Here is a 25,160-nt window from a genome sequence, read left to right as displayed (position 1 = left end):
CGGCCCACCCAGTGGGCCCCCTCGACGGACTTGCCGGGCTCCAGGTCCTTGTAGACCTCGAAGAAGTGCTGGATCTCCAGGCGGTGGAAGTCGGAGACGTCGTCGATGTCCTGGCGCCAGGCGGCGCGCTGGTCGCCCAGGGGCACGCAGAGCACCTTGTCGTCGCCGCCCGCCTCGTCGCGCATGCGGAACATGCCGAGCGCGCGGCAGCGGATCAGGCAGCCGGGGAACGTCGGCTCCTCCAGCAGCACGAGCGCGTCCAGCGGGTCGCCGTCCTCGCCGAGGGTGCCCTCGATGAACCCGTAGTCGTCCGGGTAGCGCGTCGAGGTGAAGAGCATGCGGTCGAGGCGGATGCGACCGGTCTCGTGGTCGACCTCGTACTTGTTGCGCTGGCCCTTCGGGATCTCGATCGTGACGTCGAACTCCACTGTTCCTCCATGCTCGGACATGCTCGGTCGGGCCATGCTCGGTGCGGACGCCCTGTCAAAGTGTGCCATGCGCGGGTGCTCGCGCCCGGCCCGGTGCGGCGGCCGCGTTCGGGGTGGGGACGTGGGAAGATACCCACCGAGCGCGGCACGGGATCCGGTCTGTGACGATGCTCACGGACTCGGGAGGACGACATGGGGTGGCGGGCCAGCGTCGGCGCCACCGTCACGACCGTGGTCGTGCTCTTCGGCGGGTACCTCGTGGCGGACGCCTACGACGTCGTGCCGGGCCTGCTCACCACCGCCCCGCCGCCCGCCCCGGCGGCCCCGTTCCCGACGGCACCCGGTGCGACCGAGGGCCCCGCGCCCGAGCGCGCGCTGCCCGACCTGCCCGACGACGCGCCCGAGCCCACCGCGGCCGCCGTCGGCCGGCTGGTGAAGGAGCTGGCGACGGACGACCGGCTGGGCAAGCGGGTCGGCGTCCTCGTCACCGACGCCGCCACCGGGCAGACGCTCGGCTCCGCCGCGCCGGACCGGCTGATGGTGCCGGCCTCCACGCAGAAGCTGTTCACGGCCGTCGCCGCGCTCGAGGGCCCGGGCGGGGACACGACGCTCCCCACGCGCGTCGTGCTCGACGGCGACTCCCACCTCGTCCTCGTGGGCGGCGGCGACATGATGCTGGCCGCCGGGGCCGGGGACCCCGACGAGGTGAACGGCCGCGCCGGCCTGGGGGACCTCGCGGCCCAGGTGGCCGCGCAGGTGCGGCTCACCGGCAAGGACGTCACCCTCAGCCTCGACGACACGCTCTTCACCGGACCGGCGGTGCCCGCGAAGGTGCCGGCCGAGGACGTGACCCTCGGGTACACGGCCCCCGTCGCGGCGCTCGCCGTCGACGTCGCCCGGACGACCGACGACGAGTACGCCCCGCGGGAGAAGGACCCGGCGATGGCGGCCGCGACCACGTTCGCGAAGGCGCTCGAGAAGCGCGGCGTGACGGTCCGCGGTGACGTGACCCGCGACCGGGCGCCGTCGTCCGCGCGCGAGATCGGTCGCGTCGAGTCGGCACCGCTGCGCGACGTGGTCGGCGACATGCTGCGCCGGTCCGACAACGCGATCACGGAGGTCGTGGGCCGCATCGTCGCGATCGACGCCGGACTGCCCGGCACCGGGGCGGACGGCGTGCGGGCCGTGACCGCGACCGTCGAGGACCTCGGCATCGACATGGACGGCGCCGTCCTGCACGACCTGTCCGGGCTGGCCCGCGGCTCGCAGGTCACCCCGCGCCAGCTCGCGGCCGCGCTGCGGCTCGCCGTCGACCCGGACCGACCCGAGCTGCGCGACGTCGCCGACGGCCTCGCGGTGGCCGGGCTCAGCGGCACCCTGCACGACCGCTACCCGAAGGGGAACCCGGGCCGCGGCTACGTCACCGGCAAGACCGGCAGCCTGCCGAACGTCACCGCGCTGGCAGGCACCGTCGTGACCACCGACGACCGGATGCTCGTCTTCGTCACCGTCGCCGACAAGGTGCCCGACGGCGGCACCTACGGCGCCAGGGTGATCTTCGACGGCTTCGCCGGCGACCTCGCGGACTGCGGCTGCCGTTCGGCGCGGTAACCACGAGTGCGGTCTGCTCGGCGCCAGGTCCGTCTTCCAGCGCGGCGGAGGAGGACGCTCCTAGGGCGAGACGCCGTGGAGGCGTGCCGCACCCGGCTACCGTGGTCCCGTGACCACGCCAGTGCCCGCCGCCGAGCCCCTGCTGGACTGGACGACGGCGGCGCAGATCGCGGCCCGGGTGGCGCGCCCGGGCGCCGCCGCCCCGCGCGACGAGCTCGACGCGCTCGTCGCCGGGCTGCGCACCGCCGCGGGCGACGCCGTCGGGCACGTCCTCGACGTCACGCGCATGACGCCCGCCGCCCCCCTCCTGCCCGACGGCGGCCTGGGCGAGGTCCTCGTCGTGGACCGCGCGGGCTGGACCCGCGCGAACGCGCAGTCGATGCGCGCGATGACCGACCCGGTGATGGCCGTGGTCGCGGCCGACGTGCCGCTGCCCTCCGGCGCCGCCCGGCTGGCGGGCGCCGCCGAGGTCGGGGGACTGCTCGCGCTGCTGTCCGGGCGGGTGCTCGGCCAGTTCGACCCGTACGGCGCTCCCGGGCCCGACGGGCGCGGCCGGCTGCTCCTCGTGGCGCCCAACGTGCTGCAGGTCGAGCAGGCGCTCAGCCTGCGGCCCCGCGACTTCCGCCTGTGGGTGTGCCTGCACGAGCAGACCCACGCCCTGCAGTTCGCCACCGCTCCCTGGCTGGCCGACCACCTGGTGGGTCGGGTGGGCGACTTGATGAGCGGCGTCACCCGGACGTCCGTCGCGATGGCGCGCGCCCCGCTGCGGGAGAAGGTCGCGGTCGTCGGCCGCACCCTGCTGCGCGCCCTGCGCGGGGAGCTCGTCACCCCGCTCGACGGCATCCTCGCCCCGGACCAGCAGCGCGAGCTGCAGGAGATCACCGCGGTGATGGCCCTGCTGGAGGGTCACGCCGACGTGATGATGGACGCCGTCGGGCCGCGCGTCGTCCGGTCCGTGCGCACCATCCGTGCCCGTTTCGAGAAGCGGCGCGACGGCGAGGGCGCCCCCGCGCTGGACGTCGTGCTGCGCCGCGTGCTCGGCATGGACGCCAAGCTCGCCCAGTACCGGGACGGCGCCGCGTTCGTGCGCGCCGTCGAGGAACGGGTCGGCCGCGACGGGCTCAACGCCGTCTGGTCCGAGCCCGCGCACCTGCCGTCCGCCCGCGAGATCGCCGACCCGCGCGCCTGGGTGCGCCGCGTGCACGGCTGAGCCCTGGGGCAGGGGACGAGTGGCCCGCGTCGACCCGGCGCTCGCGGCGGCCCGCGCGGCGGTGCGTGCCGAGCTCGGCGCGCTCGCGCACAGCGGCGGGCGCGGCGCCGACGCGCCGGGCGACGACGTCCTGGGCCCTGACGGGCTGGTGCTCGTCGCGTGCTCCGGCGGCGCCGACAGCCTCGCGCTGGCGGCGGTGACCGCGACCGAGGCGCGGCGCGTGGGACGGTCCGTGCGCGCGACCGGCGACGCGGTGCGGGCCGGGGCCGTGGTCGTGGACCACGGGATGCAGCCGGGTTCCGACGTCGTCGCGCAGACGGCGGCGGACCGCTGCCGCGCGCTCGGGCTCGACCCGGTGCTCGTGCGGCGCGTGCAGGTGGACGACGCCCCCGGTGCCGGCGGCCCGGAGGCCGCGGCCCGCGCCGCCCGTTACGCCGCGCTCGACGCCGCGGCGGCCGAGACGGGCGCCGTCGCCGTCCTCCTCGGCCACACCCAGGACGACCAGGCGGAGTCCGTGCTGCTCGGGCTGGCCCGGGGCAGCGGGGCGCGGTCGCTGGCGGGCATGCCGCGCCGCCGCGGCCGCTACGTGCGACCGTTCCTCGGCCTGCGGCGCACGCAGACCGAGGCGGTGTGCGCCGCCGTCGGCGTGGAGTTCTGGACGGACCCGACCAACCTGCTCCCGGTCGCCGGGGCCGGGGGCGACGCCGTCGTCGACGCGGCGGTGCCCGCCCGCACCCGGGTGCGCGGCGCCGTCGTCCCCGCGCTGGAGGCCGCGCTGGGGCCCGGCGTCGTCCCGGCGCTCGCGCGCACCGCCGACCAGCTGCGCGACGACGCGGACGCGCTCGACGCCCTGGCCGCCGACCTGCTCGCCACGGCCGGCGCGACCGGGGGCGACCCGCCGGACGGGCCGTCCGCCGGCGACGTCGTGCTCGACGCCGGGACGCTCGCCGCGGCGCCGGCCGCCCTGCGGAGGCGTGCGCTGCGAGCGGCCGCCCTCGCGGTCGGGTGCCCCCCGGGGGCGACGACGGCGCGGCACGTGGACGCGCTCGACGCGCTCGTCGTCTCGTGGCGTGGGCAGGGTGCCGTCCACCTGCCGGGCGACGCTCGCGCGCTCCGGGCGTGTGGCAGGCTCTACCTGCGACCCGCCGGGCCCGATCCGGCCCGGACGGTGCGACCCCCAGCCCCAACCCGTTCCCTCCAGGAGTGACCGTGGACCAGTCGGACGTCTCTGGCGACCTCGCCAACATCTTGCTCACCGAGGAGCAGATCAGCTCCAAGCTCGACGAGATCGCCGGGCAGATCGACGCCGACTACGCAGGCAAGGACCTGCTCCTGGTCGGTGTGCTCAAGGGGGCGGTCATGGTGATGGCGGACCTCGCGCGGCGGCTGCACCACCCGGTGCACATGGACTGGATGGCGGTCTCCTCGTACGGGTCGGGCACCAAGTCGTCCGGCGTCGTGCGCATCCTCAAGGACCTCGACGCCGACCTCACGGGCCGCAACGTGCTCATCGTGGAGGACGTGATCGACTCCGGTCTCACGCTCTCCTGGCTGGTCGCGAACCTGCGTTCGCGCGGCCCGCAGTCGGTGGAGATCGCAGCGATGCTGCGCAAGCCGGACGCGGCGAAGGTCGACGTGGACGTGCGCTACGTGGGCTTCGACATCCCCAACGAGTTCGTCGTGGGCTACGGCCTCGACTACGCCGAGAAGTACCGCAACCTGCCGTTCGTCGGCACGCTCGCGCCGCACGTCTACAGCTGACGGGCGCCGTCGCGCCCTGGGCGAACACCCACGGTTCGTCCACACTCGGCGTGTAGCGTCGTGAACCACACGTTGCCCGACGGAAGGGAAGCGGGGCACCGACCCCGTCGCCGATGAACATCAAGAAGATCCTGAGCGGCCCGATCATCTGGATCGTGGTCGGCCTCGTGCTCGTCTCGCTGGCCTTCAGCGCGTTCAGCACCGACCGGGTGTCGCGGATCGAGACCTCACAGGGTCTCGAGCTGCTCTCCGGCGACACCGTCGACCACGCCCTCGTCGTCGACGGCGAGCAACGGGTCGAGCTCGAGCTGAGCACGAAGTACGTCACCGACGCCGGGACGGACGACGAGCAGGACCACGGCACCAAGGTCGAGTTCTTCTACGTCCAGCCGCAGGGCGACGAGGTGGCGACGGCGGTGAGGTCGGCCGACCTCAAGGACGGCTTCGACTCCCAGGTGCCGCAGCCGAGCTTCTGGAGCTCGATGCTGGGCTTCCTCATCCCGTTCCTCATCATCGGCGTGGTGTTCTGGTTCATCCTGTCGCGGATGCAGGGCGGCGGGCGCAACGGGGTCATGGGCTTCGGCAAGTCCAAGGCCAAGCTGATCAGCAAGGACATGCCGCAGGTGACGTTCGCGGACGTCGCCGGCGTGGACGAGGCGGTCGAGGAGCTCCAGGAGATCAAGGAGTTCCTCGAGGACCCGGCCAAGTTCCAGGCCGTGGGCGCCAAGATCCCCAAGGGCGTGCTGCTGTACGGCCCGCCCGGCACCGGCAAGACCCTGCTGGCCCGCGCCGTCGCCGGCGAGGCCGGGGTGCCGTTCTACTCGATCTCCGGCTCGGACTTCGTCGAGATGTTCGTCGGCGTCGGCGCGTCCCGCGTGCGTGACCTGTTCGAGCAGGCCAAGAACAACGCTCCCGCGATCATCTTCGTCGACGAGATCGACGCCGTCGGCCGCCACCGCGGCGCCGGCATGGGCGGCGGCCACGACGAGCGCGAGCAGACGCTGAACCAGATGCTCGTCGAGATGGACGGCTTCGACGTCAAGACGAACGTCATCCTCATCGCGGCGACCAACCGTCCCGACATCCTCGACCCGGCGCTGCTGCGTCCGGGCCGCTTCGACCGGCAGGTGGCCGTCGAGGCGCCCGACCTCAAGGGCCGCGAGCACATCCTCCACGTGCACGCGCAGGGCAAGCCGATGGTCGACACGATCGACCTCGCCGCCGTCGCGCGCCGCACGCCGGGGTTCACCGGTGCGGACCTGGCGAACGTCCTCAACGAGGCCGCGCTGCTCACCGCCCGCAGCGGCGCGCAGCTCATCGACGACCGCGCGCTGGACGAGGCGATCGACCGCGTCATCGCCGGGCCGCAGAAGCGCACCCGCGTGATGAAGGTCAAGGAGCAGAAGATCACCGCGTACCACGAGGGCGGCCACGCCCTGGTCGCGGCGGCGATGCGGTACACGGACCCCGTCACGAAGGTGACGATCCTGCCGCGCGGCCGGGCCCTCGGCTACACGATGGTCATGCCGATGGAGGACAAGTACTCCACCACGCGCAACGAGCTGCTCGACCAGCTCGCCTACGCGATGGGCGGCCGGGTGGCCGAGGAGATCGTCTTCCACGACCCGACCACGGGCGCGAGCAACGACATCGAGAAGGCGACCGCGACCGCGCGCAAGATGGTCACGGAGTACGGCATGAGCGAGAAGGTCGGCGCCATCAAGCTCGGCAGCGGCTCGGGCGAGCCGTTCCTGGGCCGCGACATGGGCCACCAGCGGGACTACTCCGAGGCCGTCGCCGGCACCGTGGACCACGAGGTGCGCAAGCTCGTCGAGGCCGCGCACGACGAGGCGTGGGAGGTGCTCACCCAGTACCGCGACGTGCTCGACGAGCTGGTGCTGCGCCTGCTGGAGAAGGAGACGCTCAACCAGGCCGAGCTGGCCGACGTCTTCGCGCCCGTGGTCAAGCGCGAGCCGCGGGACGTGTGGCTGTCCAGCGAGCAGCGCACCGTGCACACGCGCGGCCCGATCATGACCGACGCCGAGCGCGCCGCGTCCAACGGCAACGGGCAGTCCGTGGTGCCGCAGGACGAGGCCGCCGCGGTCGGTGGCCAGGGCGACCTGCAGGAGGCCGGCCCCGGTATCGGCACGGACACGGAGCCCCCGGCGGCAGGGGAGCACCGGTGACCGATCCGGTGACGGACCTGGGCATGCGCGCGGCCGCGGACGTGCCCCCGTACGACGCGGCCCGCGCCGAGGCTGCCGTCCGCGAGCTGCTGCTGGCGGTCGGGGAGGACCCCGACCGGGAAGGCCTCAAGGAGACTCCCGCCCGCGTGGCGCGCGCCTACCAGGAGATCTTCGCCGGCCTGCGCCAGGAGCCGGAGGACGTGCTGACCACCACCTTCGACCTCGGTCACGAGGAGATGGTGCTGGTGCGCGACATCGAGGTGTACTCGACGTGCGAGCACCACCTGGTGCCGTTCCACGGGGTCGCCCACGTGGGCTACATCCCGAGCACGGAAGGGCGCATCACCGGCCTGTCGAAGCTGGCACGCCTCGTCGACGTGTACGCGCGCCGGCCGCAGGTCCAGGAGCGCCTCACGACGCAGGTGGCGGACGCGATGGTGCGCCTCCTCGAGCCGCGCGGCGTCCTGGTGGTCGTGGAGTGCGAGCACCTGTGCATGTCGATGCGCGGGGTGCGCAAGCCGGGCTCGCGCACGGTGACGTCCGCGGTGCGGGGCATCATGCAGAACGCGAGCACGCGCGCCGAGGCGATGAGCCTCGTCACGGGGCGGTGACATCGCCGATGGCCGCGCACCCGCGCGACGCGCTCGTCGCGGGGCTGCCGCAGCTGTCCGGCGTCGGCCGGTGCCTCGTCATGGGCGTCGTGAACATCACGCCCGACTCGTTCTCGGACGGCGGGGAGTGGTTCGAGCCCGACGCCGGTGTGCAGCACGGTCTCGACCTCCTGGCCGAGGGCGCGGAGATCCTCGACGTCGGCGGCGAGTCGACGCGGCCCGGCGCCGCCCGCGTGGACGAGTCCGAGGAGCTGCGCCGCGTGCTCCCGGTGATCGAGCGGCTCGCGGCGCACGGTGCCGTGGTGTCGGTGGACACGACGCGCTCGACCGTCGCGGAGCGCGCCGTCGCCGCGGGCGCGCGGATCGTCAACGACGTCTCGGGCGGACTCGCCGACCCGCGGATGGGTCACGTCGTGGCCGACACGGGCGTGGCGTACGTCGCGATGCACTGGCGCGGCCACGCGGACGTGATGGACAGCCTCGAGGTGTACGACGACGTCGTGACCGAGGTGCGCGACGAGCTCGCGCAGCGCATGGACGCCCTGCTGGCCGTGGGCGTCGACGCCGAGCAGGTGGTGCTCGACCCGGGCCTCGGCTTCTCCAAGGCCGGTGTCCTGAACTGGCCGATCCTGTCCCACCTGGACGCCCTGCACTCGCTCGGTCGGCCCGTCCTCGTGGGGGCGTCGCGCAAGCGGTTCCTGGGCCACCTGCTGGAGGGCACGCGAGGCCTGCCGGACGACCGGCCCGCACCGCCGCTCGAGCGGGACCACGCCACCGCGGCCGTCTCCGCGCTGTCCGCCGCGGCGGGCGCGTGGGCGGTCCGCGTCCACTCCGCCCGGGCCAACGCGGACGCCGTCCGTGTCGCGGACGCCTGGACGGCGGCCACCCGTGGCATGGAGGATGCCGGGATGACCGCACCGGCACACAGCACCGAAGCCGTGGACGGGCCCCGTTCCGCCGCCGATGAGGAGGGCCTCTCGTGACCTTCGCCGCAGCCGTTCCAGGACCGGACGGACAGCCGCTCGACCAGATCCGCCTCGCCGGCGTCACGGCGACCGGCCACCACGGGGTGCTCGCGCACGAGCGCACCGACGGCCAGGTCTTCAGCGCCGACGTCGTGCTGCACCTGGACACCCGCGCCGCCGCGTCGTCCGACGACCTCGCGCAGACCGTGAGCTACGCCGACGTCGCGCACGAGGTGCACGACGTCCTCGCGGGCTCCCCGGCCGACCTCGTGGAGACGGTGGCCGAGCGGATCGCCGCCGTCGTGCTGGCGCACCCGGCCGTGCAGGCCGTGGACGTGCGCGTGCACAAGCCGCAGGCGCCCATCCCGGTGCCGTTCGACGACGTGGCGGTCGTGGTCCGTCGCGACCGGTCGCGCCCGGCGGTCGTGCCCGCGGCACCGGCGGCCCAGCCGGCCGAGGCCGCCCCTGCCGTCGCGGCGGTGGCGGCGGCCGCCCCGGACTCTTCGCAGCCCGAGCCTTTGCAGCCCGAGCCCCTGCACCCTGAGCCTCCCCAGCCTGAGCCTGCGCACCCCGAGCCCCCGCACGCGCCGGTGCCGCCCGCGCCCGTCGTCGCCGCGACGGCTGCCGAGCCGGTCGCGCCGACGCCTCCCGCGGACCCGCTGGACGCGACGCCCGCCGAACCGGTCGAGGCCGTGCTGGCCCTCGGGGCCAACCTCGGCGACGCGCAGGTCACGCTGCGCCAGGCCGTGACCGACGTGGACCGTCTCCCGGGCGTCCAGGTCATGGAGGTCTCGCCGCTGGCCCGCACCGCCGCCGTCGGCGGCCCGGAGCAGCCGGACTACCTCAACGCGGTGCTCGTCGTGCGGACCACGCTCTCGCCGCGCGACCTGCTGCGCAGCACGCAGCAGGTCGAGGCCCTGCACGGGCGCGTCCGCGAGGAGCGCTGGGGCCCGCGCACGCTCGACGTCGACATCGTCCAGTACGGGACGCTCGTGGCGAGCGCCCCCGACCTGGAGCTGCCGCACCCCCGCGCCCAGGAGCGCGCGTTCGTGCTCGTCCCGTGGGCCGAGGTGGCGCCCGACGCACTGCTGGGCGGGCGCGGCGGCGGCCCGGGCGGCCAGCTCGCGGTGACGGCGCCCGACCGGGCCGGCATCCGCTGGCTCGCGCTGGACTGGCTGACCGGGCCCACGCAGAGCACCGGCCAGGTGTCCGTCGGGTCCGACCCGGCGCCGTCGTCGCCCGTGCCGCAGTCCGCGCCCCTCGGGCACGACGACGCGGCGTACCCGGCCGAGGCGCCGGAGGGCACGTCGGGTGGCGCGCCGGTCGTCGCTCCCGCGGGCGAGCCGTACGCGGAGCCCTATGCCGACCCGTACACCGGGGAGCAGCAGCCCGCGCCGGAGGTCGCGCACCCGCACGCCGAGCCGTCCGCCGAGCCGCGTCGGGAGGACCCGCCCGCGGAGGCTCGTGCCGCCCACGACCCCTTCGGCGGGTCCCCGTTCGGTCCGCCCGAGCCGGAGCATCCCCGCGCACCCCGGCCGTTCGCGCCCTTCGCCACGGTGACGCCGGACGTCGCGCCGCACGCGCCCGTCCCGTCCGCCCCGGACTCGTCCGGCCCGGTCTCGTCCGGCCCGGTGCCGTCGGCCCCGGTCTCGTCCGGCCCGGTCTCATCTGGCCCGGTGCCGTCCGCGCCCGTCCCGCCGGCCCCCGCCCCGCCGATCACGTCGTCGTTCGCTCCGCCCGCGGCGCCGCCGACCCCTGCGCCGGAGGCGTACGTCCCGGAGGTGTACACCCCGGAGGCGTACACCCCGGAGGCGTACGCCCCGGAGGCGTACGCCCCGGAGACCTTCGCCCCCGAGCCCGTTGCGCCCGAGCCCAGTGCGCCCGAGCCGTTCGCCCAGGTCGCGTACGTGCCGGAGCAGCCCACGCCGGACCAGCCGGCCCCGCACCCGATCGCGTCGCGACCGGTGCGGCACGAGCCCGTGCCCCCGGCCCCGGAGCCCGCCTCGCACGCCGGCGTGCCCCCGCTGCCTGGCCCGTTCGCGCCGCGTCCCGGCGCGCACCCCGGCCCGTCCCTCTCGCAGGAGCTGTACGGGGAGGACGACCGCTGAGATGCGTCGTACCTCGGTCCGCCTGCTCGCAGCCGTCTTCGCCCTGGTGGCGGTCGGCGGTGCAGGGCTGCTGCGGCTGCTCGAGTCGCGCGGCGTCTACCTGCCCACGGTCGCGTGGGTGGAGGACGTCGCCATGCTCGCGCTGGCCGGCGGCATCTTCTGGGCCGGGTGGGCCGTGCGCGCGTACCAGAAGGGCGACCGGCCGGACCTCGACCCGCTCCGCGCGGCGCGCACGTTCGTCCTGGCCAAGGCCGGGGCGCTGACGGGCGCGCTGCTCGCCGGCCGGTACGTCGCCAGCGTGCTCGTGGTGCTCGGACAGCTCCAGGTCGAGGCGCGGCGCGACCAGGCGATCGCGTCCGCGATCGCGGCCGGGTGCGCGGTGGTGCTCTGCGTGGTGGGCCTCGTCGTGGAGAAGTTCTGCCAGCTCCCGCCGTCGGACGACGCGGACGGCGGCGACACGGAGGAGCGCGCGGACCCGCTGCCGTCGTGACCCGAGCCGCTCGGACGATGTGGACGGAGCACGCCCGGATGGAAGGATGGACCCATGACGACCACCCCCGCGGGCGCGGACCATCCGGCCGTGCGCCAGTCCGGTCCCTTCGACCCGCCGGGCGTCGCGTGGCAGAGCGTGTCGCCGCGGCTCGTCCCGGCGCGTCTGATCTCGATCTCGGCCACCCTGGCGGTGCCGATCGTCGCGGGCGTGCTGCTCGCGGTCCTCGTGTCCCCGTGGTTCTGGCTGCTGGCCGGCCTCCCGGCCGCGCTGCTGCTGTGGGCGGTGCTCCTGGTGCCCCGCCAGGTGCGCGCCGTCGGCTACGCGGAGCGTGACGACGACCTGCTGATCCGCAAGGGGATCATGTTCCGCACGCTCGTCGTCGTGCCGTACGGCCGCATGCAGTACGTGGACGTCGAGGCGGGCCCGCTCGACCGGAGGCTGGGGATCGCGAAGGTGCAGCTCCACACGGCGTCGGCCGGCACGGACGCCGACATCCCGGGCCTGGTGCCCGACGAGGCGGAGCGGCTGCGCGACCGGCTCACCGCTCGGGGCGAGGCGCGGCTGGCGGGCCTGTGAGCACTCCGACCCCCGGCGCGTCCCCGGCTCACGTCCCCGAGCCGGACGCGAACGCCGCCGCCGCGTCGCGCGACCTGACGTGGCGTCGCGTGCACCCGGTCACGCCGTTCGTGCGCGGCTGGGCCGCGGTGGTCGCCATCCTGGTCATCGCGGGCCAGCAGGTGCTCGACGACGTGGCGCGCGCGATCGAGGCGGCGGGGGAGATCCGTGGCCTGTGGTGGATGGTCCTGCTCGGCCTCGTCGTGCTCGTCGGGATCATCTTCGGGTACGCCGCCCTGGCGTGGCGCATGACGGCGTACGCGGTCGACGACGACGTCGTGCACCTGCGCAAGGGCATCCTGTTCCGGCAGCAGCGGCACGCGCGGCTCGATCGGCTGCAGGCGATCGACGTGCGCCAGCCGCTGCTCGCGCGCCTGTTCGGCCTCGCCGAGCTGCGGCTCGAGGTGGCGGGCGGCTCCGACTCCGGCGTGGCGATCGGCTTCCTCAAGGAGGCGGACGCGCAGCAGCTGCGCGCGAACCTGCTCGCCCGCGCGGCGGGCGTCAAGGCCGCCCGCCGTGCCGACCCCGAGGACGCACGGGCCGCCGCAGCGCCGCAGGCGTCCGACGCCGCCGTCGACCCCCTCGGCGCCGGCGACGCGGCCCACCGCTCGTCCCCGCAGCCCGTCGAGGCGCGCCCGGAGGCTGCCGACCCCGAGGACGTCGCGCCCGAGGCGCCCGAGCGGCAGGTGTACGAGGTCCCCCCGACGCGGCTGCTGCTGTCGCTGCTGCGGATGCCCGGCGTGTGGTTCGGCGTGCTCGTGCTGGTCGGCGTGGGCGTCGTGGTGTTCCTGACCCGCGAGGTCAGCATCCTGTTCTCCGCGCTGCCCGCGATCCTGGGCGTCGGGGGGTACGTGTTCCAGCGCTTCGCCGGCGAGTTCGGCTTCCGCGCGGCGCTGTCGCCCGACGGCATCCGGCTGCGCCACGGCCTGCTGGAGACGCGCGCGCAGACCATCCCGCCGGGCCGCGTGCAGGCCGTCTCGCTCACCCAGGGGCCGTTCTGGCGCGGCCCGGACTGGTGGCGGGTCCGGGTCAACGTGGCCGGCTACGGCGGCGGTGAGGGACAGGAGGGGGAGCAGCAGCACGTGCTGCTGCCCGTCGGGCCTCGCGAGGAGGCGCTCACCGCGCTGTGGCTGGTGCTGCCCGACCTCGAGGTCGAGGACCCGGACGCGACGCTCGCGCTGCTGGACGAGGCCCTCACAGGCGACGCGCGCACGGACCGCTGGTTCGTCACCAGCCCCCGGCGTGCCCGCTTGCTCGATCCCTGGAGCTGGCGTCGCAACGGGTACGCCGTGACGGGCCGCGCGCTGCTCGCGCGCGGAGGCCGGTTCGTGCGGCGTCTCGAGGTGGTGCCGCACGAGCGCACCCAGTCCCTCGGGCTCACCCAGGGGCCCTGGCAGCGTCGGCGCGGGCTCGCGTCGTTCGCGCTGCACTCGACGCCCGGCCCGATCAGCCCCGTCGTCTACCACCTGGCCGAGGACGAGGCCGCCCGCCTGCTGGGCGAGCAGTCCGCGCGCGCCCGGGAGGCCCGCGCCCACGCGGGCCCGGAACGCTGGATGGAGGGTCCGCGATGAGCACGCCGGACGACCGTCAGTCGCCGCCGTCCGCGCGCCCGGGCCGGCTCGGGGTCGGCGTCGTCGGCGCAGGCCGGGTGGGCGCGGTGCTCGGGAGCGCGCTCCGGGCGGCGGGACACACCGTCGTCGGCGCGAGCGGCGTCAGCGAGGAGTCGCGGGAGCGGATCGCGACGCTGCTGCCCGGCGTCCCGCACCTCGAGGTCGAGCAGGTCGTGGAGCGTGCCGAGCTCGTGCTGCTCGCCGTGCCCGACGACGCGCTGGCGGACGTCGTGAGCGGGCTCGCCGCCCTCGGCGCGTGGCAGCCCGGGCAGCTCGTGGTGCACACGTCGGGCCGGTACGGCGCGGGCGTGCTCGACCCCGCACGGCGGGCGGGCGCGATCCCGGTGGCGCTGCACCCGGCGATGACGTTCACCGGTACGTCCCTCGACCTGCACCGGCTGGAGGGCTGCACCTTCGCGGTGACCGCGCCGGCCGCGGTCCAGCCCATCGGCCAGGCGCTCGTCGTCGAGGTCGGCGGCGAGCCCGTGATCGTCGCGGAAGAGGCCCGTGGGCTGTACCACGCGGCCCTCGCGCACGGGGCGAACCACCTGGTGGTGCTGGTCGCGCAGGCTGCGCAGGCGCTCGAGGCGGCCGGCGTCGAGCAGCCCGGTCGCGCCCTCGCGCCGCTGCTGTCCGCCGCGCTCGACGGCGCCACGCGCGCCGCGGACGTGCGCGACGGCGAGGGCCCCGGCGCGATCAGCGCTCTCACGGGACCGGTCTCGCGGGGCGACGTCGGCACGGTGCGCACGCACCTCGACGTGCTGCGGTCGCTCGCGGCGCGGACGGGCGCCGTCGACGTGCCCGCCTCGTACACCGAGCTGGCGCGGGGTGCCACGAGCCGCGCGCTCGCCGCACACCGCATCGACGACCGGGCCGCGCGGACCCTGCTGGACGCCCTCGCACCGCCCGCGCCGCTGCTCCCCGACGACCCGCACCCGCCCCGCAGCGACCCGCACGACCCGCCCCGCACCGACCCGCCCGAGGAGCCCCGATGAGCGCAGCGACCCCGACGACCCCGGCGCCCCCCGCCGTCGTGCGCTCCCGCGAGCAGCTGCACGACGCGCTGACGTCCTGGACGCTCTCCGGCCCGGAGCCCACGGACCAGCGTGCCGTCGTCATGACGATGGGTGCGCTGCACGACGGGCACCTCGAGCTGGTGCGCCGGGCCCGCGAGGCGGCCGGGCCGACCGGGCAGGTCGTGGTGACGATCTTCGTCAACCCGCTGCAGTTCGGCGCCGGCGAGGACCTGGACCGCTACCCGCGTGACCTGGACGGGGACGTCGCGAAGCTGGCGAGCGTCGGGGCGGACCTCGTGTTCGCGCCCACGCCCGACGTCGTCTACCCCGACGGGGACCCGATCGTGCGGGTGTCCGCGGGCCGGGTCGGCGAGGTGCTGGAGGGGGAGTCCCGCCCGGGGCACCTGGACGGCGTCCTCACCGTGGTGCTCAAGCTCATGCACCTGGTGCGCCCGGACGTCGCCCTGTTCGGGGAGAAGGACGCCCAGCAGCTCCTGGCGGTGCGGCGCATGGTGCGTGACCTGGACGTGGACGTCGAGGTGCTCGGCGTGCCGATCGTGCGGGAGCCGGACGGCCTCGCGATGTCGTCGCGGAACGCCTACCTCTCGGACAACGAGCGGTCCGCGGCGCTGGCGCTGTCGCGGGCCTTGCGGGCGGGCGCAGACGCGGCCGACGGGGGACCGCAGGCCGTGCTGGCGGCGGCGTCGGGAATCCTGGAGGGGGCCGGCGGGGTTGAGGTGGATTACCTGGCACTCGTCGACCCGACTACCGTGGACCCGGTGCCCGCGGACTTCCGCGGGTCCGCCCTCCTCCTCGTGGCGGCGCGTGCCGGTGCCACCCGACTGATCGACAACCAGGCCGTGGACCTCGCCGGCAGCGCGAATCCACAGGAGAAGCCCAGTGACTGAGCACGTGAACCGCCCCGCCTCCCTGCAGCGGCCGATGATGATCGGCAAGATCCATCGCGCCACCGTCACGCAGGCGGACCTCCACTACGTCGGCTCGATCACCATCGACGCCGACCTGCTCGACGCCGCGGACCTGTACCCCGGCCAGCAGGTCGACGTGGTCGACGTCACGAACGGCGCCCGCCTGACGACGTACGTCATCCCCGGGGAGCGCGGCGGCCGCCAGGTCAGCATCAACGGCGCGGCGGCGCACCTGGTGCACCCGGGGGACACCGTCATCGTCATCGCCTACGGCATGCTCGCCGACGCCGACGCCCGCACGTACTCCCCGGCGGTCGTCTTCGTCGACCCGGAGAACCGGATCGTCGAGCTCGACGACGACCCGGGGCAGGTGCCAGACGGCTTCGGTCTGGAGTCGAGCGGCATCCCCTTCGCGGCCGTCCGGTGACGGGCTCGCGCGGCGTCGCGCCGGTGACCGCCCGGTGAACGGGCCGCGGCTCGCCCGCGCGCTCGCCGCCCCCGCCCCCGGCTGGACCACGTCCGCCGACGCCATCGTCGTCGGCACCGGGATCGCGGGCCTGACCGCCGCGCTGGAGCTGCGCAGCCGCGTGCCGCGCGTGCTCCTGGTCACCAAGGGCGCGCTGTCGTCCGGGTCCACGGTGTGGGCGCAGGGCGGCATCGCCGCGGCGCTGCACCCCGACGACACCCCCGACGCGCACCTCACCGACACGCTCGCCGCCGGCGGCGGGCTGAGCGACCCCGAGGCCGTGCGCGTGCTCGTCACGGAGGGCCCGGACCGGGTGCGCGAGCTCGTGGCCCGCGGCACGTCGTTCGACGTCGGGCCGGACGGCGACCTCGCCCTCACCCGCGAGGGCGGCCACCGTGCCGACCGGATCGCGCACGCCGGGGGCGACGCCACCGGCGCGGAGATCTCCCGGGCCCTCGTGGCCCAGATCGAGGCGGTGCGCGACGACCCGGGCATCGAGGTCCTGGAGCACGCGCTGGTGCTCGACGTGCTCACCGGCGCCCCCGGCGTGGACGGGCGCCGGCCTGCGGCGGGCGTCACGCTGCACGTGCGCGGGGCGGGCAGCCGCGACGGCGTGGGCGCCGCGCTGGCACCCGTGGTGGTGCTGGCCACGGGCGGTATCGGGCAGGTCTTCCGCTCGTCGACCAACCCCCCGGGCGCCACGGGCGACGGGATCGCGGCGGCGCTGCGCGCCGGCGCGACCGTGGGCGACCTGGAGTTCGTGCAGTTCCACCCCACGGTGCTGTGGCAGGGGCTCGGCGCCAAGGGTCAGCAGCCGCTCATCAGCGAGGCCGTCCGCGGCGAGGGCGCGCTGCTGCTCGACGTCGACGGGTACCGTTTCATGCCCGCGGAGCACGAGCTGGCCGAGCTGGCGCCGCGCGACGTCGTCGCGCACGCCATCGTGCGTCGTCTGGCCGCGACGTCCGCCGACCACGTGCTGCTCGACGCCCGGCACCTCGGCGCGGACTTCCTGCGCCGGCGGTTCCCGAGCATCACGGCACGCCTCCTCGACCAGGGCATCGACTGGACCGAGGAGCCGGTGCCGGTCGCGCCCGCGCAGCACTACCACTCGGGCGGCGTGGTGACGGACGCGCGCGGCCGTACCTCCGTGCCGGGCCTGTACGCCGTCGGGGAGGTCGCGTGCACGGGCGTGCACGGCGCCAACCGGCTGGCGTCCAACTCCCTGCTGGAGGGCCTGGTCTTCGCCCACCGCGCGGCCCGCGACGTCGCGCAACGGGTCGAGGACGGCGAGCTGCGGGCGGCGCCCGACCCGGAGGAGCGCCCCGGCGGGGCGGCCCTCGTCGCCGCAGCCGCACGCTCCCGCGTCCAGCGCACGACGTCGGAAGGTGCGGGTCCGGTGCGGTCCGCCGCGTCGCTCGAGACGGCCGCGGCCAGCCTCGGCGCCGTGCGCACCGACGCCCACCGCACGGACGACGTCGTCGCCGACCCGCAGGTCGCCGAGTGGGAGACCACCACCGTGCACCAGGTCGCGAGCGCGCTGGTGCACGCCGCGTGGCTGCGCCAGGAGTCTCGCGGCGGACACTTCCGGACCGACTTCCCCGTCCCGGACCCGGCCTGGCAGCGCCGCGTCACCCTCGCCCTCGACGACGACGGCGCCCTCCGCGAGGAAGCCCTCACCCCCGAGATAGTGCAGTCCGCGGCGAGGTAGTTCAGTTCACGGTGAGGTAGTCGGGACCACGGCGAGGTAGTCGGGACCACGGCGAGGTAGTTCGGGGCTTGGTGAGGTAGTTCAGTCCACGGCGAGGTAGTGGGGGCCGTGGCGAGGTAGTGCGGTCCACGGTGAGGTAGTAGGCCACTTCACTACTTCGGCAGCCTCGCGACTACCTCGGCAGTCTCGCGACTACCTCGGCACGTGCGGGACTACCTCGGCAGGTGGGGAACTCCCTCGCGGGGGTGCCCCGGGTGGGCGGTAGCGTTGCGCAGCGTGACCGCGACCGACCCGCTCCGCGACCTGCCCGACCGCGACCTCTCCGCAGAGGACCGCCCTGCGCGCGACCTCACCGCACACGACCGCTCCGCGCGCGGCGTCGCGCCCTCGGCCGTCGAGCCCGGCCTGGACGCTGCGTGGGTCGCCCGCACGGTCGAGGTCGCCCTGGACGAGGATCTGGGCACGGCTCCTGGCCGCGACGTGACCACGCAGGCCACGGTCCCGACGTCGGCCACGGGCACCGCGGACCTCGTGGCGCGGGCGGCGGGCACGGTCGCGGGCCTGGTGGTGGTGACCGAGACCCTGCGGCAGGTCGCGGTGCGCCTGGGCCTGGCCACGCCTGCGGTGACCTTCCGCGCGCAGGACGGCGACGCCGTCGAGCGAGGGCAGGTGCTGGCGTCCCTCGAGGGGCCGGTCCAGGTGCTGCTCGTCGCCGAGCGGACCCTGCTCAACCTGGCCTCGCGGGCGTCGGGCGTCGCGACGGCGACGGCGGCCTGGTCGCGCGAGCTCGCCGGCACGGGCGCGCAGGTCCTCGACACCCGCAAGACGACGCCCGGCCTGCGCGCCCTGGAGAAGTACGCGGTCCGCGCGGGCGGCGGCACCAACAAGCGCATGGGGCTCTACGACGTCGCGATGGTCAAGGACAACCACGTCGTGGCCGCCGGGTCGGTCCGCGCCGCGATCGACGCCGTGCGCGCGACGTTCCCCGACGTGCTGGTCCAGGTCGAGGCCGACACCACCGACCAGGCGCTGGAAGCGCTCGACGCCGGGGCGGACTTCCTGCTGCTCGACAACATGCCGACGCCCGTCCTCGGCGCGACCGTGGCGGCCGTCCGCGCACGGCAGGGCGTGGGCGGCGTGCCGGAGCACGTCGAGCTGGAGGCGACCGGCAACCTCACCCTCGACCGTGCCCGCGAGGTCGCCTCGACCGGCGTCGACTACCTGTCCGTGGGCGGGCTCACGCACTCGGCCCCGATCCTCGACCTGGCGCTCGACCTTCGCCCCTAGAGATCGCTCGTAGAATCACTGGGTGACCTCCCCGCAGAACCCCGCCTCCGCCGTGCCTGACGTCGACCCTGCCGCAGCCACGGACGACCTCCCGGAGCAGATGCGCGTGCGCCGGGAGAAGCGCGACCGGCTGCTCGACCAGGGCGTCGAGCCCTACCCCGTCAGCCTGCCGGTGACGCACTCGATCGCGGCGGTGCGCGAGGGCTACGAGCACCTCGAGGCAGGTCAGGAGACGGACGACGTCGTCGGCGTCGCCGGCCGTGTCGTCTTCCTGCGCAACACGGGCAAGCTCTGCTTCGTCACTCTCCAGGACGGCGAGGGGCGTCGCCTGCAGGCGATGCTCAGCCTCAAGGAGGTGGGCGAGGAGTCGCTCGCGTCGTTCAAGTCCGACGTCGACTTGGGCGACCACCTGTTCGTCCACGGCCGGGTCGGTTCGTCGCGCCGCGGCGAGCTGAGCGTGTTCGCCGACTCCTGGCAGATGGCGGCCAAGGCGCTGCGCCCGCTTCCGGTGCTGCACAAGGACCTGTCGGAGGAGGCCCGCGTCCGCCAGCGGTACGTCGACCTCATCGCGCGCCCCGCCGCCCGCGAGATGGTGCGCACCCGTGCGGGGGTCGTGCGCTCCCTGCGCGACAACTTCCACGAGCGCGGATTCCTCGAGATCGAGACCCCGATGCTGCAGACCATCGCGTCGGGGGCGTCCGCGCGGCCTTACCGCACGCACATGAATGCCTATGACATCGACCTCTTCCTGCGGATCGCGCCGGAGCTCTTCCTCAAGCGGGCCGTCGTGGGCGGAATCGAGAAGGTCTTCGAGATCAATCGCAACTTCCGCAACGAGGGCGCCGACTCCACGCACTCGCCGGAGTTCGCGATGCTCGAGGCCTATGAGGCGTACGGCGACTACAACACGATCGGTGCTCTGACGCAGGATCTTGTGCAGCGGGCCGCGCTCGAGGTTCTCGGCACCACGGTCGTCACCCTTCCCGACGGCGAGGAGTACGACCTCGGCGGCGAATGGGCGCAGATCACGATGTACGGCTCGCTCTCCGAGGCGATCGGTGAGGAGATCACTCCCGACACCACGGTCGAGCATCTCACCGACCTGGCGGAGAAGGCCGAGATCTCGGTGGACCCCAAGAAGGTGAACCACGGCAAGCTGGTCGAGGAGCTGTGGGAGCACCACGTGGGTGACGCGCTCTACGCGCCCACGTTCGTGCGCGACTTCCCCGTCGAGACGTCGCCCCTGGTGCGTGCGCACCGCACGGTGCCCGGCCAGGTGGAGAAGTGGGACCTGTACGTGCGCGGTTTCGAGCTGGCCACGGGGTACTCCGAGCTCGTGGACCCGGTGGTCCAGCGGCAGCGTTTCGAGGCGCAGGCGCTCCTCGCCGCGGCGGGCGACGACGAGGCGATGGCCCTCGACGAGGACTTCCTCACCGCCATGGAGCACGCGATGCCGCCGTCGGGAGGCATGGGCATGGGTCTCGACCGACTTCTGATGGCGCTCACGGGGCTCGGTATCCGCGAGACCATCCTTTTCCCGCTCGTCAAGCCGACGGCCTGAACGAAAGTCAGATCATGGACACTTTTCTCGCGATCATGGCCGGGCTCGCCCCGTCCGTCGGGGTCGGCCTGCTCTTCTGGCTGGCGATGCGCAAGATCATGCATGCCGACCGGAACGAGCGTCTCGCGCTCGAGCGCCTGGACGCCGAAGAGGCGGCGGCGCGGGCAGAATCGCACTGAAGACTTCGCGAGGTCGTGCGCCGTGCGCGATTCGCGTTGACTTTCCGGTGAAGACGAAGGCATTCTTTGTGACGTCATCTCTTCATGACCGGAAGGCATTCACGTGGTTCAGAAGCAGCAGATCGTCCTGATCGACGATATCGACGGGAGCGAAGCGGACGAGACCGTGACGTTCGCGCTCGACGGCGTCTCTTACGAGATCGACCTCACGTCCGCGCACGCGTCCGAGCTTCGTGACGCGTTCGCCACCTGGATCGGGCACGGCCGCAAGACCACGGCTCGGCTCGGCGGTGCCACCCGCTCCGCCGCACGCCGCACCGGCACCGACCGTGCGCAGCTCGCGAAGGTCCGCGAGTGGGCCCGCGAGAACGGCCACAACGTGAGCGACCGGGGCCGCATCCCCGCGGCGGTGCTGACCGCCTACGAGGCCGCGCACTGACTCGTCGCACCACGCGGGCACCCCGCAGGCACGACCCCTGGCCGGGCTCCGGCCGGGGGTCGTGCGCGTTCCGCCGGCTGCGGCGCGGTCATAGGCTGAGGCCATGACGGGAACGGGCGCTCGGGCGCAGCTCTGGGTCGGCACCTATCCGGAGCCGGGCGCCGCGCCGGGCAGCGGGGAGAGCATCTGGCGCGTCGAGCTGGACCGGCCCGACGGCTCGGTCGCCTCGGCGGTCGCGACCGTGGCCGCCACCTCGTCCTCCTTCCTCGCACTGCACCCCTCCGGGCGCACGCTCTACGCGGTGGGGGAGACGCCCGCAGGGACGCTCACGGCGTTCCGGGTCGAGGACGCCGACGGCGCCGCCACCCTCGCGCCGTCGGGCTCGATCGCGTCCGGCGGCGACGACCCGTGCCACGTGCTGGCCCGCCGTGACGTCGTCTGGCTGGCGAACTACGGCGACGGCGTGGCGGCGGCCGTGCCGGTCGACGCGGCGACGGGAGACCTCGCCGCGGAGGGGGTCGTCACGCACCCCGGCGTCGGCAGCGGCCCGGTCGTGGAACGGCAGGCGGGCCCGCACGCGCACTTCGTGGCCGCCGCCGGCGACGACGTCCTCGTGTGCGACCTCGGCGCGGACGTGCTGCGGCGCTACCCGGCGACGGGCGCGGACGCCGGCGCCCCCGCGGAGGTCGCCGCCGTCCTGCCGCCCGGCACCGGCCCGCGTCATCTCGTCGCGCTCGCAGACGGGTCGCTCGTCGTGGTCGGCGAGCTCGACGCCCGCGCGCACGTGCTGGTGCGTGACGGCGACGGGTGGACGTCCGCCGGTGCGGTGCCGGTCTCCCCGGCGGCCGAGGGCGGCCGGGACTTCCCGTCGCACGTGAGCCTCAGCGCGGACGGCACGCGCCTGCACGTCGGCGTGCGCGGCGCAGACCTGCTGGCGGTGCTTCGCGTGCACCCGGCCGGAGACGGCGCCGCGCCGCGCCTGGAGCACCTCGCGGACGTGCCGCTCGGCGAGGGCGCCTGGCCGCGCCACCATGCCGTCCTCGCGGCCGACGACGACGGCACCGAGACCGTCGTCGTCGCGCTGCAGGGCCGCAGCGAGCTCGGCACCGTGCGGCTCGACCCGGCCACCGGGACCGGGGAGGTCGTCGCGCGCCACGTCCTCCCGACGCCGCCCGCCTGCGTGCTGGAGTCCTGATGAGCACCTCGGCCGACGCCGCGCGGCCCGGACCCCGGGTGGCGATGCTGTCGGTGCACACGTCGCCGCTCGACCAGCCGGGCACCGGCGACGCGGGCGGCATGAACGTCTACGTGCTGGAGCTGTCGCGGGCGCTGGCCCGGCGCGGTGCCGAGGTCGAGATCTTCACGCGCGCGACGTCGTCCGCCCAGCCACGGTCCGTGGACGTGGAGCCCGGCATCCGCGTGGTGCACGTCGCGGCGGGCCCGTACGAGGGGCTGGACAAGAACGACCTGCCCGGCCAGCTGTGCGCCTTCACCGCCGGCGTGCTGCGGGCCGAGGCGCACCGTCCGCCGCACTGGTACGACGTCGTGCACAGCCACTACTGGCTCTCGGGCCAGGTGGGCTGGCTGGCCGCGGAACGCTGGGACGTCCCGCTCGTGCACACCATGCACACGATGGCCCGCGTCAAGAACGCCGCCCTCGCACCGGGGGACGCGCCAGAGCCCGTGGGGCGCGTCGTGGGGGAGGAGCAGGTGGTCGAGGCTGCCGACGGGCTCGTCGCCTCCACGCGTGAGGAGGCCCACGACCTCGAGCAGGAGTACCGCGCCGACCCCGACCGGGTGCACGTCGTCGCGCCCGGTGTGGACCTCGACGTCTTCCGGCCGCTCGAGCCCGTCCCGGGCCAGGACGCCGCCACCGCGCGCCGCGCGCTGCGGGAGCGGCTGGGACTTCCGCTGGACCGCAAGGTCGTGCTGTTCGCGGGCCGGGTCCAGCTCCTCAAGGGGCCGGACGTGCTGGTCCGCGCGCTCGGCGTCCTGGCCGACCATGCCAGCACCGGCGACGCCACCGAGCCCGAGGCGTGGTGCGACGGCGGCGGGTCTCGCGTGCCGGCGCTCGTCGTGCTCGGCGGGGCGAGCGGTCGTGCGACGGCGGTGCGCGAGCTGGAGGCGCTGGCCCACCAGGTGGGCGTCACCGACCGCCTGATCGTGCGTCCGCCCGTGCCGCGCGAGGAGCTGGTCGACTACCTGCGCGCGGCAGACGTCGTCGCGGTGCCGTCGCACAACGAGTCGTTCGGCCTGGTGGCCGCCGAGGCGCAGGCGGCGGGCACGCCCGTCGTCGCCGCCGCGGTGGGCGGCCTGCAGACCGTCGTGGTGGACGGCGTCTCCGGCGTCCTGGTGCCCGACCACAGCCCGTGGACGTGGGCGCGCGAGCTCGGCGACCTCCTCGCCGACGACGAGCGCCGCGACCGCCTCGCCGCCGGCGCCCGCCGCGCCAGCGAGCGGTTCAGCTGGGACCGCGCCGCCGCGGCCATGCTCGACGTGTACGCGCAGGCGGCGAAGGTGCACCGCGCGCGCTCGCCGAGGTAGTCCAGGCCGTGCCGAGGTAGTGCAGGCCGTGCCGAGGTAGTGGGGTTCCTGCCGAGGTAGCACGGGAATGGATCGCTGGGGCCGGCAATTGGACCGGGTATGCCGATCACCGGAGAGTACGCACCCAGCCCGTCCGCTCGTGCCGCCAAGCAGGTCGAGGAGTACGAGTCGTCCGGCGGGACGAAGGGCACGACGATGCGCGGCATGCCCGTCGTCATCCTCACGACCGTGGGCGCGAAGAGCGGCAAGCTCCGCAAGACGCCGCTGATGCGGGTGGAGCACGACGGCGAGTACGCCGTCGTCGCGTCGCTGGGCGGCGCCCCGAAGCACCCCGTCTGGTACTACAACGTCGTCGCGAACCCGCGGGTGGAGCTGCAGGACGGCCCGGAGAAGCACGAGTACGTCGCGCGCGAGATCACGGGTGAGGAGAAGGCGCTGTGGTGGGAGCGGTGCGTCGCCGCGTACCCGGACTACGCCGACTACCAGCGCAAGACGGACCGCGAGATCCCCGTCTTGGTCCTCGAGCGCGCCGGCTCCTGAGGGCACGCCCGGCCGGACGCCGGCGTCCCGGGATCCGACCCGCGGTGCGGGCGCCGGCGTCCAGCAGGCAGGATGGACCCATGACCTACACCCTCGTGCTGCTCCGCCATGGCGAGAGCGAGTGGAACGCCAAGAACCTCTTCACCGGCTGGGTGGACGTGCCGCTGTCGGAGAAGGGCACCGCGGAGGCCAAGCGCGGCGGCGAGCTGCTCAAGGAGTCGGGTGTCACCCCCGACGTCGTGCACACGTCGCTGCTGCGCCGCGCCATCAACACGGCGAACCTGGCGCTCGACGCCGCGGACCGTCACTGGATCCCGGTCAAGCGCAACTGGCGCCTCAACGAGCGCCACTACGGTGACCTGCAGGGCAAGGACAAGAAGCAGGTGCGCGACCAGTACGGCGAGGAGCAGTTCATGCTCTGGCGCCGCTCCTACGACGTGCCGCCGCCCGAGATCGAGCTGGGCTCGGAGTTCTCGCAGGACGCCGACGTGCGTTACGCCGGCGAGCCCATCCCGCGCTCGGAGGCCCTCAAGCAGGTGCTCGAGCGGGCCCTGCCGTACTGGGACGGCGAGATCGTGCCCGACCTCCAGGCCGGCAAGACCGTCCTCGTCGCGGCGCACGGCAACTCGCTGCGCGCGATCGTCAAGCACCTCGACGGCGTCGACGACCAGACCATCGCCGGGCTCAACATCCCCACGGGCATCCCGCTGGTGTACGAGCTCGACGAGGAGACCCTGAAGCCGACCAACCCGGGCGGCACGTACCTCGACCCCGAGGCTGCGAAGGACGCCATCGCGGCCGTCGCGAACCAGGGCAAGTAACCAGCCAGTCAGCACGCACAGCATCGGCACGTCGCCCGACGAGCCCGCGCACGGCGCCGCACCCCACGGGGT

24 protein-coding genes are annotated in these 25,160 nt (G+C 74.7%); 23 read left to right on the top strand and 1 reads right to left on the bottom strand.

The window, feature by feature from the left end; all coding sequences use genetic code 11:
• Positions 1-428: inorganic diphosphatase (locus ACFT55_RS07520; RefSeq protein WP_380243196.1), on the bottom strand; the 428-nt coding region annotated here is incomplete at its 3' end.
• Between the two features lie 192 nt (positions 429-620).
• Between ACFT55_RS07520 and dacB the strand changes: the two genes are divergently transcribed.
• The 23 genes from dacB (at position 621) to ACFT55_RS07405 (ending at position 25,088) form a co-directional block, all read left to right on the top strand.
• A complete protein-coding gene (dacB, locus tag ACFT55_RS07515) occupies positions 621-2,039 on the top strand; it encodes a D-alanyl-D-alanine carboxypeptidase/D-alanyl-D-alanine-endopeptidase (RefSeq protein ID WP_380243191.1) in 1,419 nt (472 codons plus the stop codon).
• A gap of 109 nt (positions 2,040-2,148) precedes the next feature.
• Positions 2,149-3,249, top strand: a complete 1,101-nt coding sequence (locus ACFT55_RS07510; RefSeq protein WP_380243190.1) for a zinc-dependent metalloprotease — start codon at positions 2,149-2,151, stop codon at positions 3,247-3,249.
• A gap of 19 nt (positions 3,250-3,268) precedes the next feature.
• Complete coding sequence (tilS, locus tag ACFT55_RS07505; protein ID WP_380243189.1) at positions 3,269-4,456, top strand: tRNA lysidine(34) synthetase TilS; 1,188 nt, start codon at positions 3,269-3,271, stop codon at positions 4,454-4,456.
• Between the two features lie 2 nt (positions 4,457-4,458).
• Positions 4,459-5,010 carry a hypoxanthine phosphoribosyltransferase gene (hpt, locus tag ACFT55_RS07500; protein ID WP_380243188.1) on the top strand — a complete coding sequence of 184 codons (552 nt, stop codon included), beginning with the start codon at positions 4,459-4,461 and terminating at the stop codon, positions 5,008-5,010.
• 113 nt (positions 5,011-5,123) lie between these two features.
• Positions 5,124-7,196 carry an ATP-dependent zinc metalloprotease FtsH gene (gene ftsH / locus ACFT55_RS07495; RefSeq protein WP_380243187.1) on the top strand — a complete coding sequence of 691 codons (2,073 nt, stop codon included), beginning with the start codon at positions 5,124-5,126 and terminating at the stop codon, positions 7,194-7,196.
• 23 nt (positions 7,197-7,219) lie between these two features.
• Complete coding sequence (gene folE, locus ACFT55_RS07490; protein WP_380243195.1) at positions 7,220-7,807, top strand: GTP cyclohydrolase I FolE; 588 nt, start codon at positions 7,220-7,222, stop codon at positions 7,805-7,807.
• 8 nt (positions 7,808-7,815) lie between these two features.
• Complete coding sequence (gene folP / locus ACFT55_RS07485; RefSeq protein ID WP_380243194.1) at positions 7,816-8,790, top strand: dihydropteroate synthase; 975 nt, start codon at positions 7,816-7,818, stop codon at positions 8,788-8,790.
• A complete protein-coding gene (folK, locus tag ACFT55_RS07480) occupies positions 8,787-10,880 on the top strand; it encodes a 2-amino-4-hydroxy-6-hydroxymethyldihydropteridine diphosphokinase (protein ID WP_380243186.1) in 2,094 nt (697 codons plus the stop codon). Before folP ends, folK begins: the two co-directional genes overlap by 4 nt.
• Position 10,881: 1 nt before the next feature.
• A complete protein-coding gene (locus tag ACFT55_RS07475) occupies positions 10,882-11,370 on the top strand; it encodes a DUF3180 domain-containing protein (RefSeq protein WP_380243185.1) in 489 nt (162 codons plus the stop codon).
• Between the two features lie 54 nt (positions 11,371-11,424).
• A complete protein-coding gene (locus ACFT55_RS07470) occupies positions 11,425-11,949 on the top strand; it encodes a PH domain-containing protein (protein WP_380243184.1) in 525 nt (174 codons plus the stop codon).
• Positions 11,946-13,559 (top strand): PH domain-containing protein, encoded by a 1,614-nt coding sequence (locus tag ACFT55_RS07465; protein ID WP_380243182.1) that lies wholly within the window; start codon positions 11,946-11,948, stop codon positions 13,557-13,559. The genes ACFT55_RS07470 and ACFT55_RS07465 overlap by 4 nt, the downstream gene beginning before the upstream one ends.
• On the top strand, positions 13,556-14,593 hold the full coding sequence (locus ACFT55_RS07460) for a Rossmann-like and DUF2520 domain-containing protein (protein ID WP_380243180.1): 1,038 nt from the start codon (positions 13,556-13,558) through the stop codon (positions 14,591-14,593). Before ACFT55_RS07465 ends, ACFT55_RS07460 begins: the two co-directional genes overlap by 4 nt.
• Entirely contained in the window at positions 14,590-15,522 is a 933-nt protein-coding gene (gene panC, locus ACFT55_RS07455; protein WP_380243178.1) for a pantoate--beta-alanine ligase, read from the top strand. Before ACFT55_RS07460 ends, panC begins: the two co-directional genes overlap by 4 nt.
• Positions 15,523-15,556: 34 nt before the next feature.
• A complete protein-coding gene (panD, locus tag ACFT55_RS07450; RefSeq protein WP_380243193.1) occupies positions 15,557-15,970 on the top strand; it encodes an aspartate 1-decarboxylase in 414 nt (137 codons plus the stop codon).
• Positions 15,971-16,004: 34 nt separating this feature from the next.
• A complete protein-coding gene (locus ACFT55_RS07445) occupies positions 16,005-17,717 on the top strand; it encodes an L-aspartate oxidase (RefSeq protein WP_380243176.1) in 1,713 nt (570 codons plus the stop codon).
• A 405-nt stretch (positions 17,718-18,122) separates the two neighbouring features.
• The gene (gene nadC, locus ACFT55_RS07440; RefSeq protein WP_380243192.1) at positions 18,123-19,004 is read left to right on the top strand and encodes a carboxylating nicotinate-nucleotide diphosphorylase; all 882 of its coding nucleotides are present in this window, start codon (positions 18,123-18,125) and stop codon (positions 19,002-19,004) included.
• Between the two features lie 22 nt (positions 19,005-19,026).
• Positions 19,027-20,565, top strand: a complete 1,539-nt coding sequence (gene lysS, locus ACFT55_RS07435) for a lysine--tRNA ligase (protein WP_380243174.1) — start codon at positions 19,027-19,029, stop codon at positions 20,563-20,565.
• Positions 20,566-20,579: 14 nt separating this feature from the next.
• Positions 20,580-20,744, top strand: a complete 165-nt coding sequence (locus ACFT55_RS07430; protein WP_380243171.1) for a hypothetical protein — start codon at positions 20,580-20,582, stop codon at positions 20,742-20,744.
• Between the two features lie 103 nt (positions 20,745-20,847).
• A complete protein-coding gene (locus tag ACFT55_RS07425) occupies positions 20,848-21,183 on the top strand; it encodes an Lsr2 family protein (protein WP_380243169.1) in 336 nt (111 codons plus the stop codon).
• 103 nt (positions 21,184-21,286) lie between these two features.
• Complete coding sequence (locus tag ACFT55_RS07420) at positions 21,287-22,378, top strand: lactonase family protein (RefSeq protein WP_380243167.1); 1,092 nt, start codon at positions 21,287-21,289, stop codon at positions 22,376-22,378.
• Entirely contained in the window at positions 22,378-23,727 is a 1,350-nt protein-coding gene (mshA, locus tag ACFT55_RS07415) for a D-inositol-3-phosphate glycosyltransferase (RefSeq protein WP_380243165.1), read from the top strand. Before ACFT55_RS07420 ends, mshA begins: the two co-directional genes overlap by 1 nt.
• 99 nt (positions 23,728-23,826) lie before the next feature.
• Positions 23,827-24,267 carry a nitroreductase family deazaflavin-dependent oxidoreductase gene (locus tag ACFT55_RS07410; RefSeq protein ID WP_380243163.1) on the top strand — a complete coding sequence of 147 codons (441 nt, stop codon included), beginning with the start codon at positions 23,827-23,829 and terminating at the stop codon, positions 24,265-24,267.
• A gap of 80 nt (positions 24,268-24,347) precedes the next feature.
• Positions 24,348-25,088 (top strand): phosphoglyceromutase, encoded by a 741-nt coding sequence (locus ACFT55_RS07405; RefSeq protein WP_380243161.1) that lies wholly within the window; start codon positions 24,348-24,350, stop codon positions 25,086-25,088.
• Positions 25,089-25,160 lie beyond the last annotated feature (72 nt).

The sequence above is a fragment of the Isoptericola sp. NPDC057191 genome, assembly GCF_042670225.1.
GTDB lineage: Bacteria > Actinomycetota > Actinomycetes > Actinomycetales > Cellulomonadaceae > Isoptericola.
Note: the sequence above shows the minus strand (reverse complement) of the source record. Positions and strands in the feature narration are given on the sequence as shown.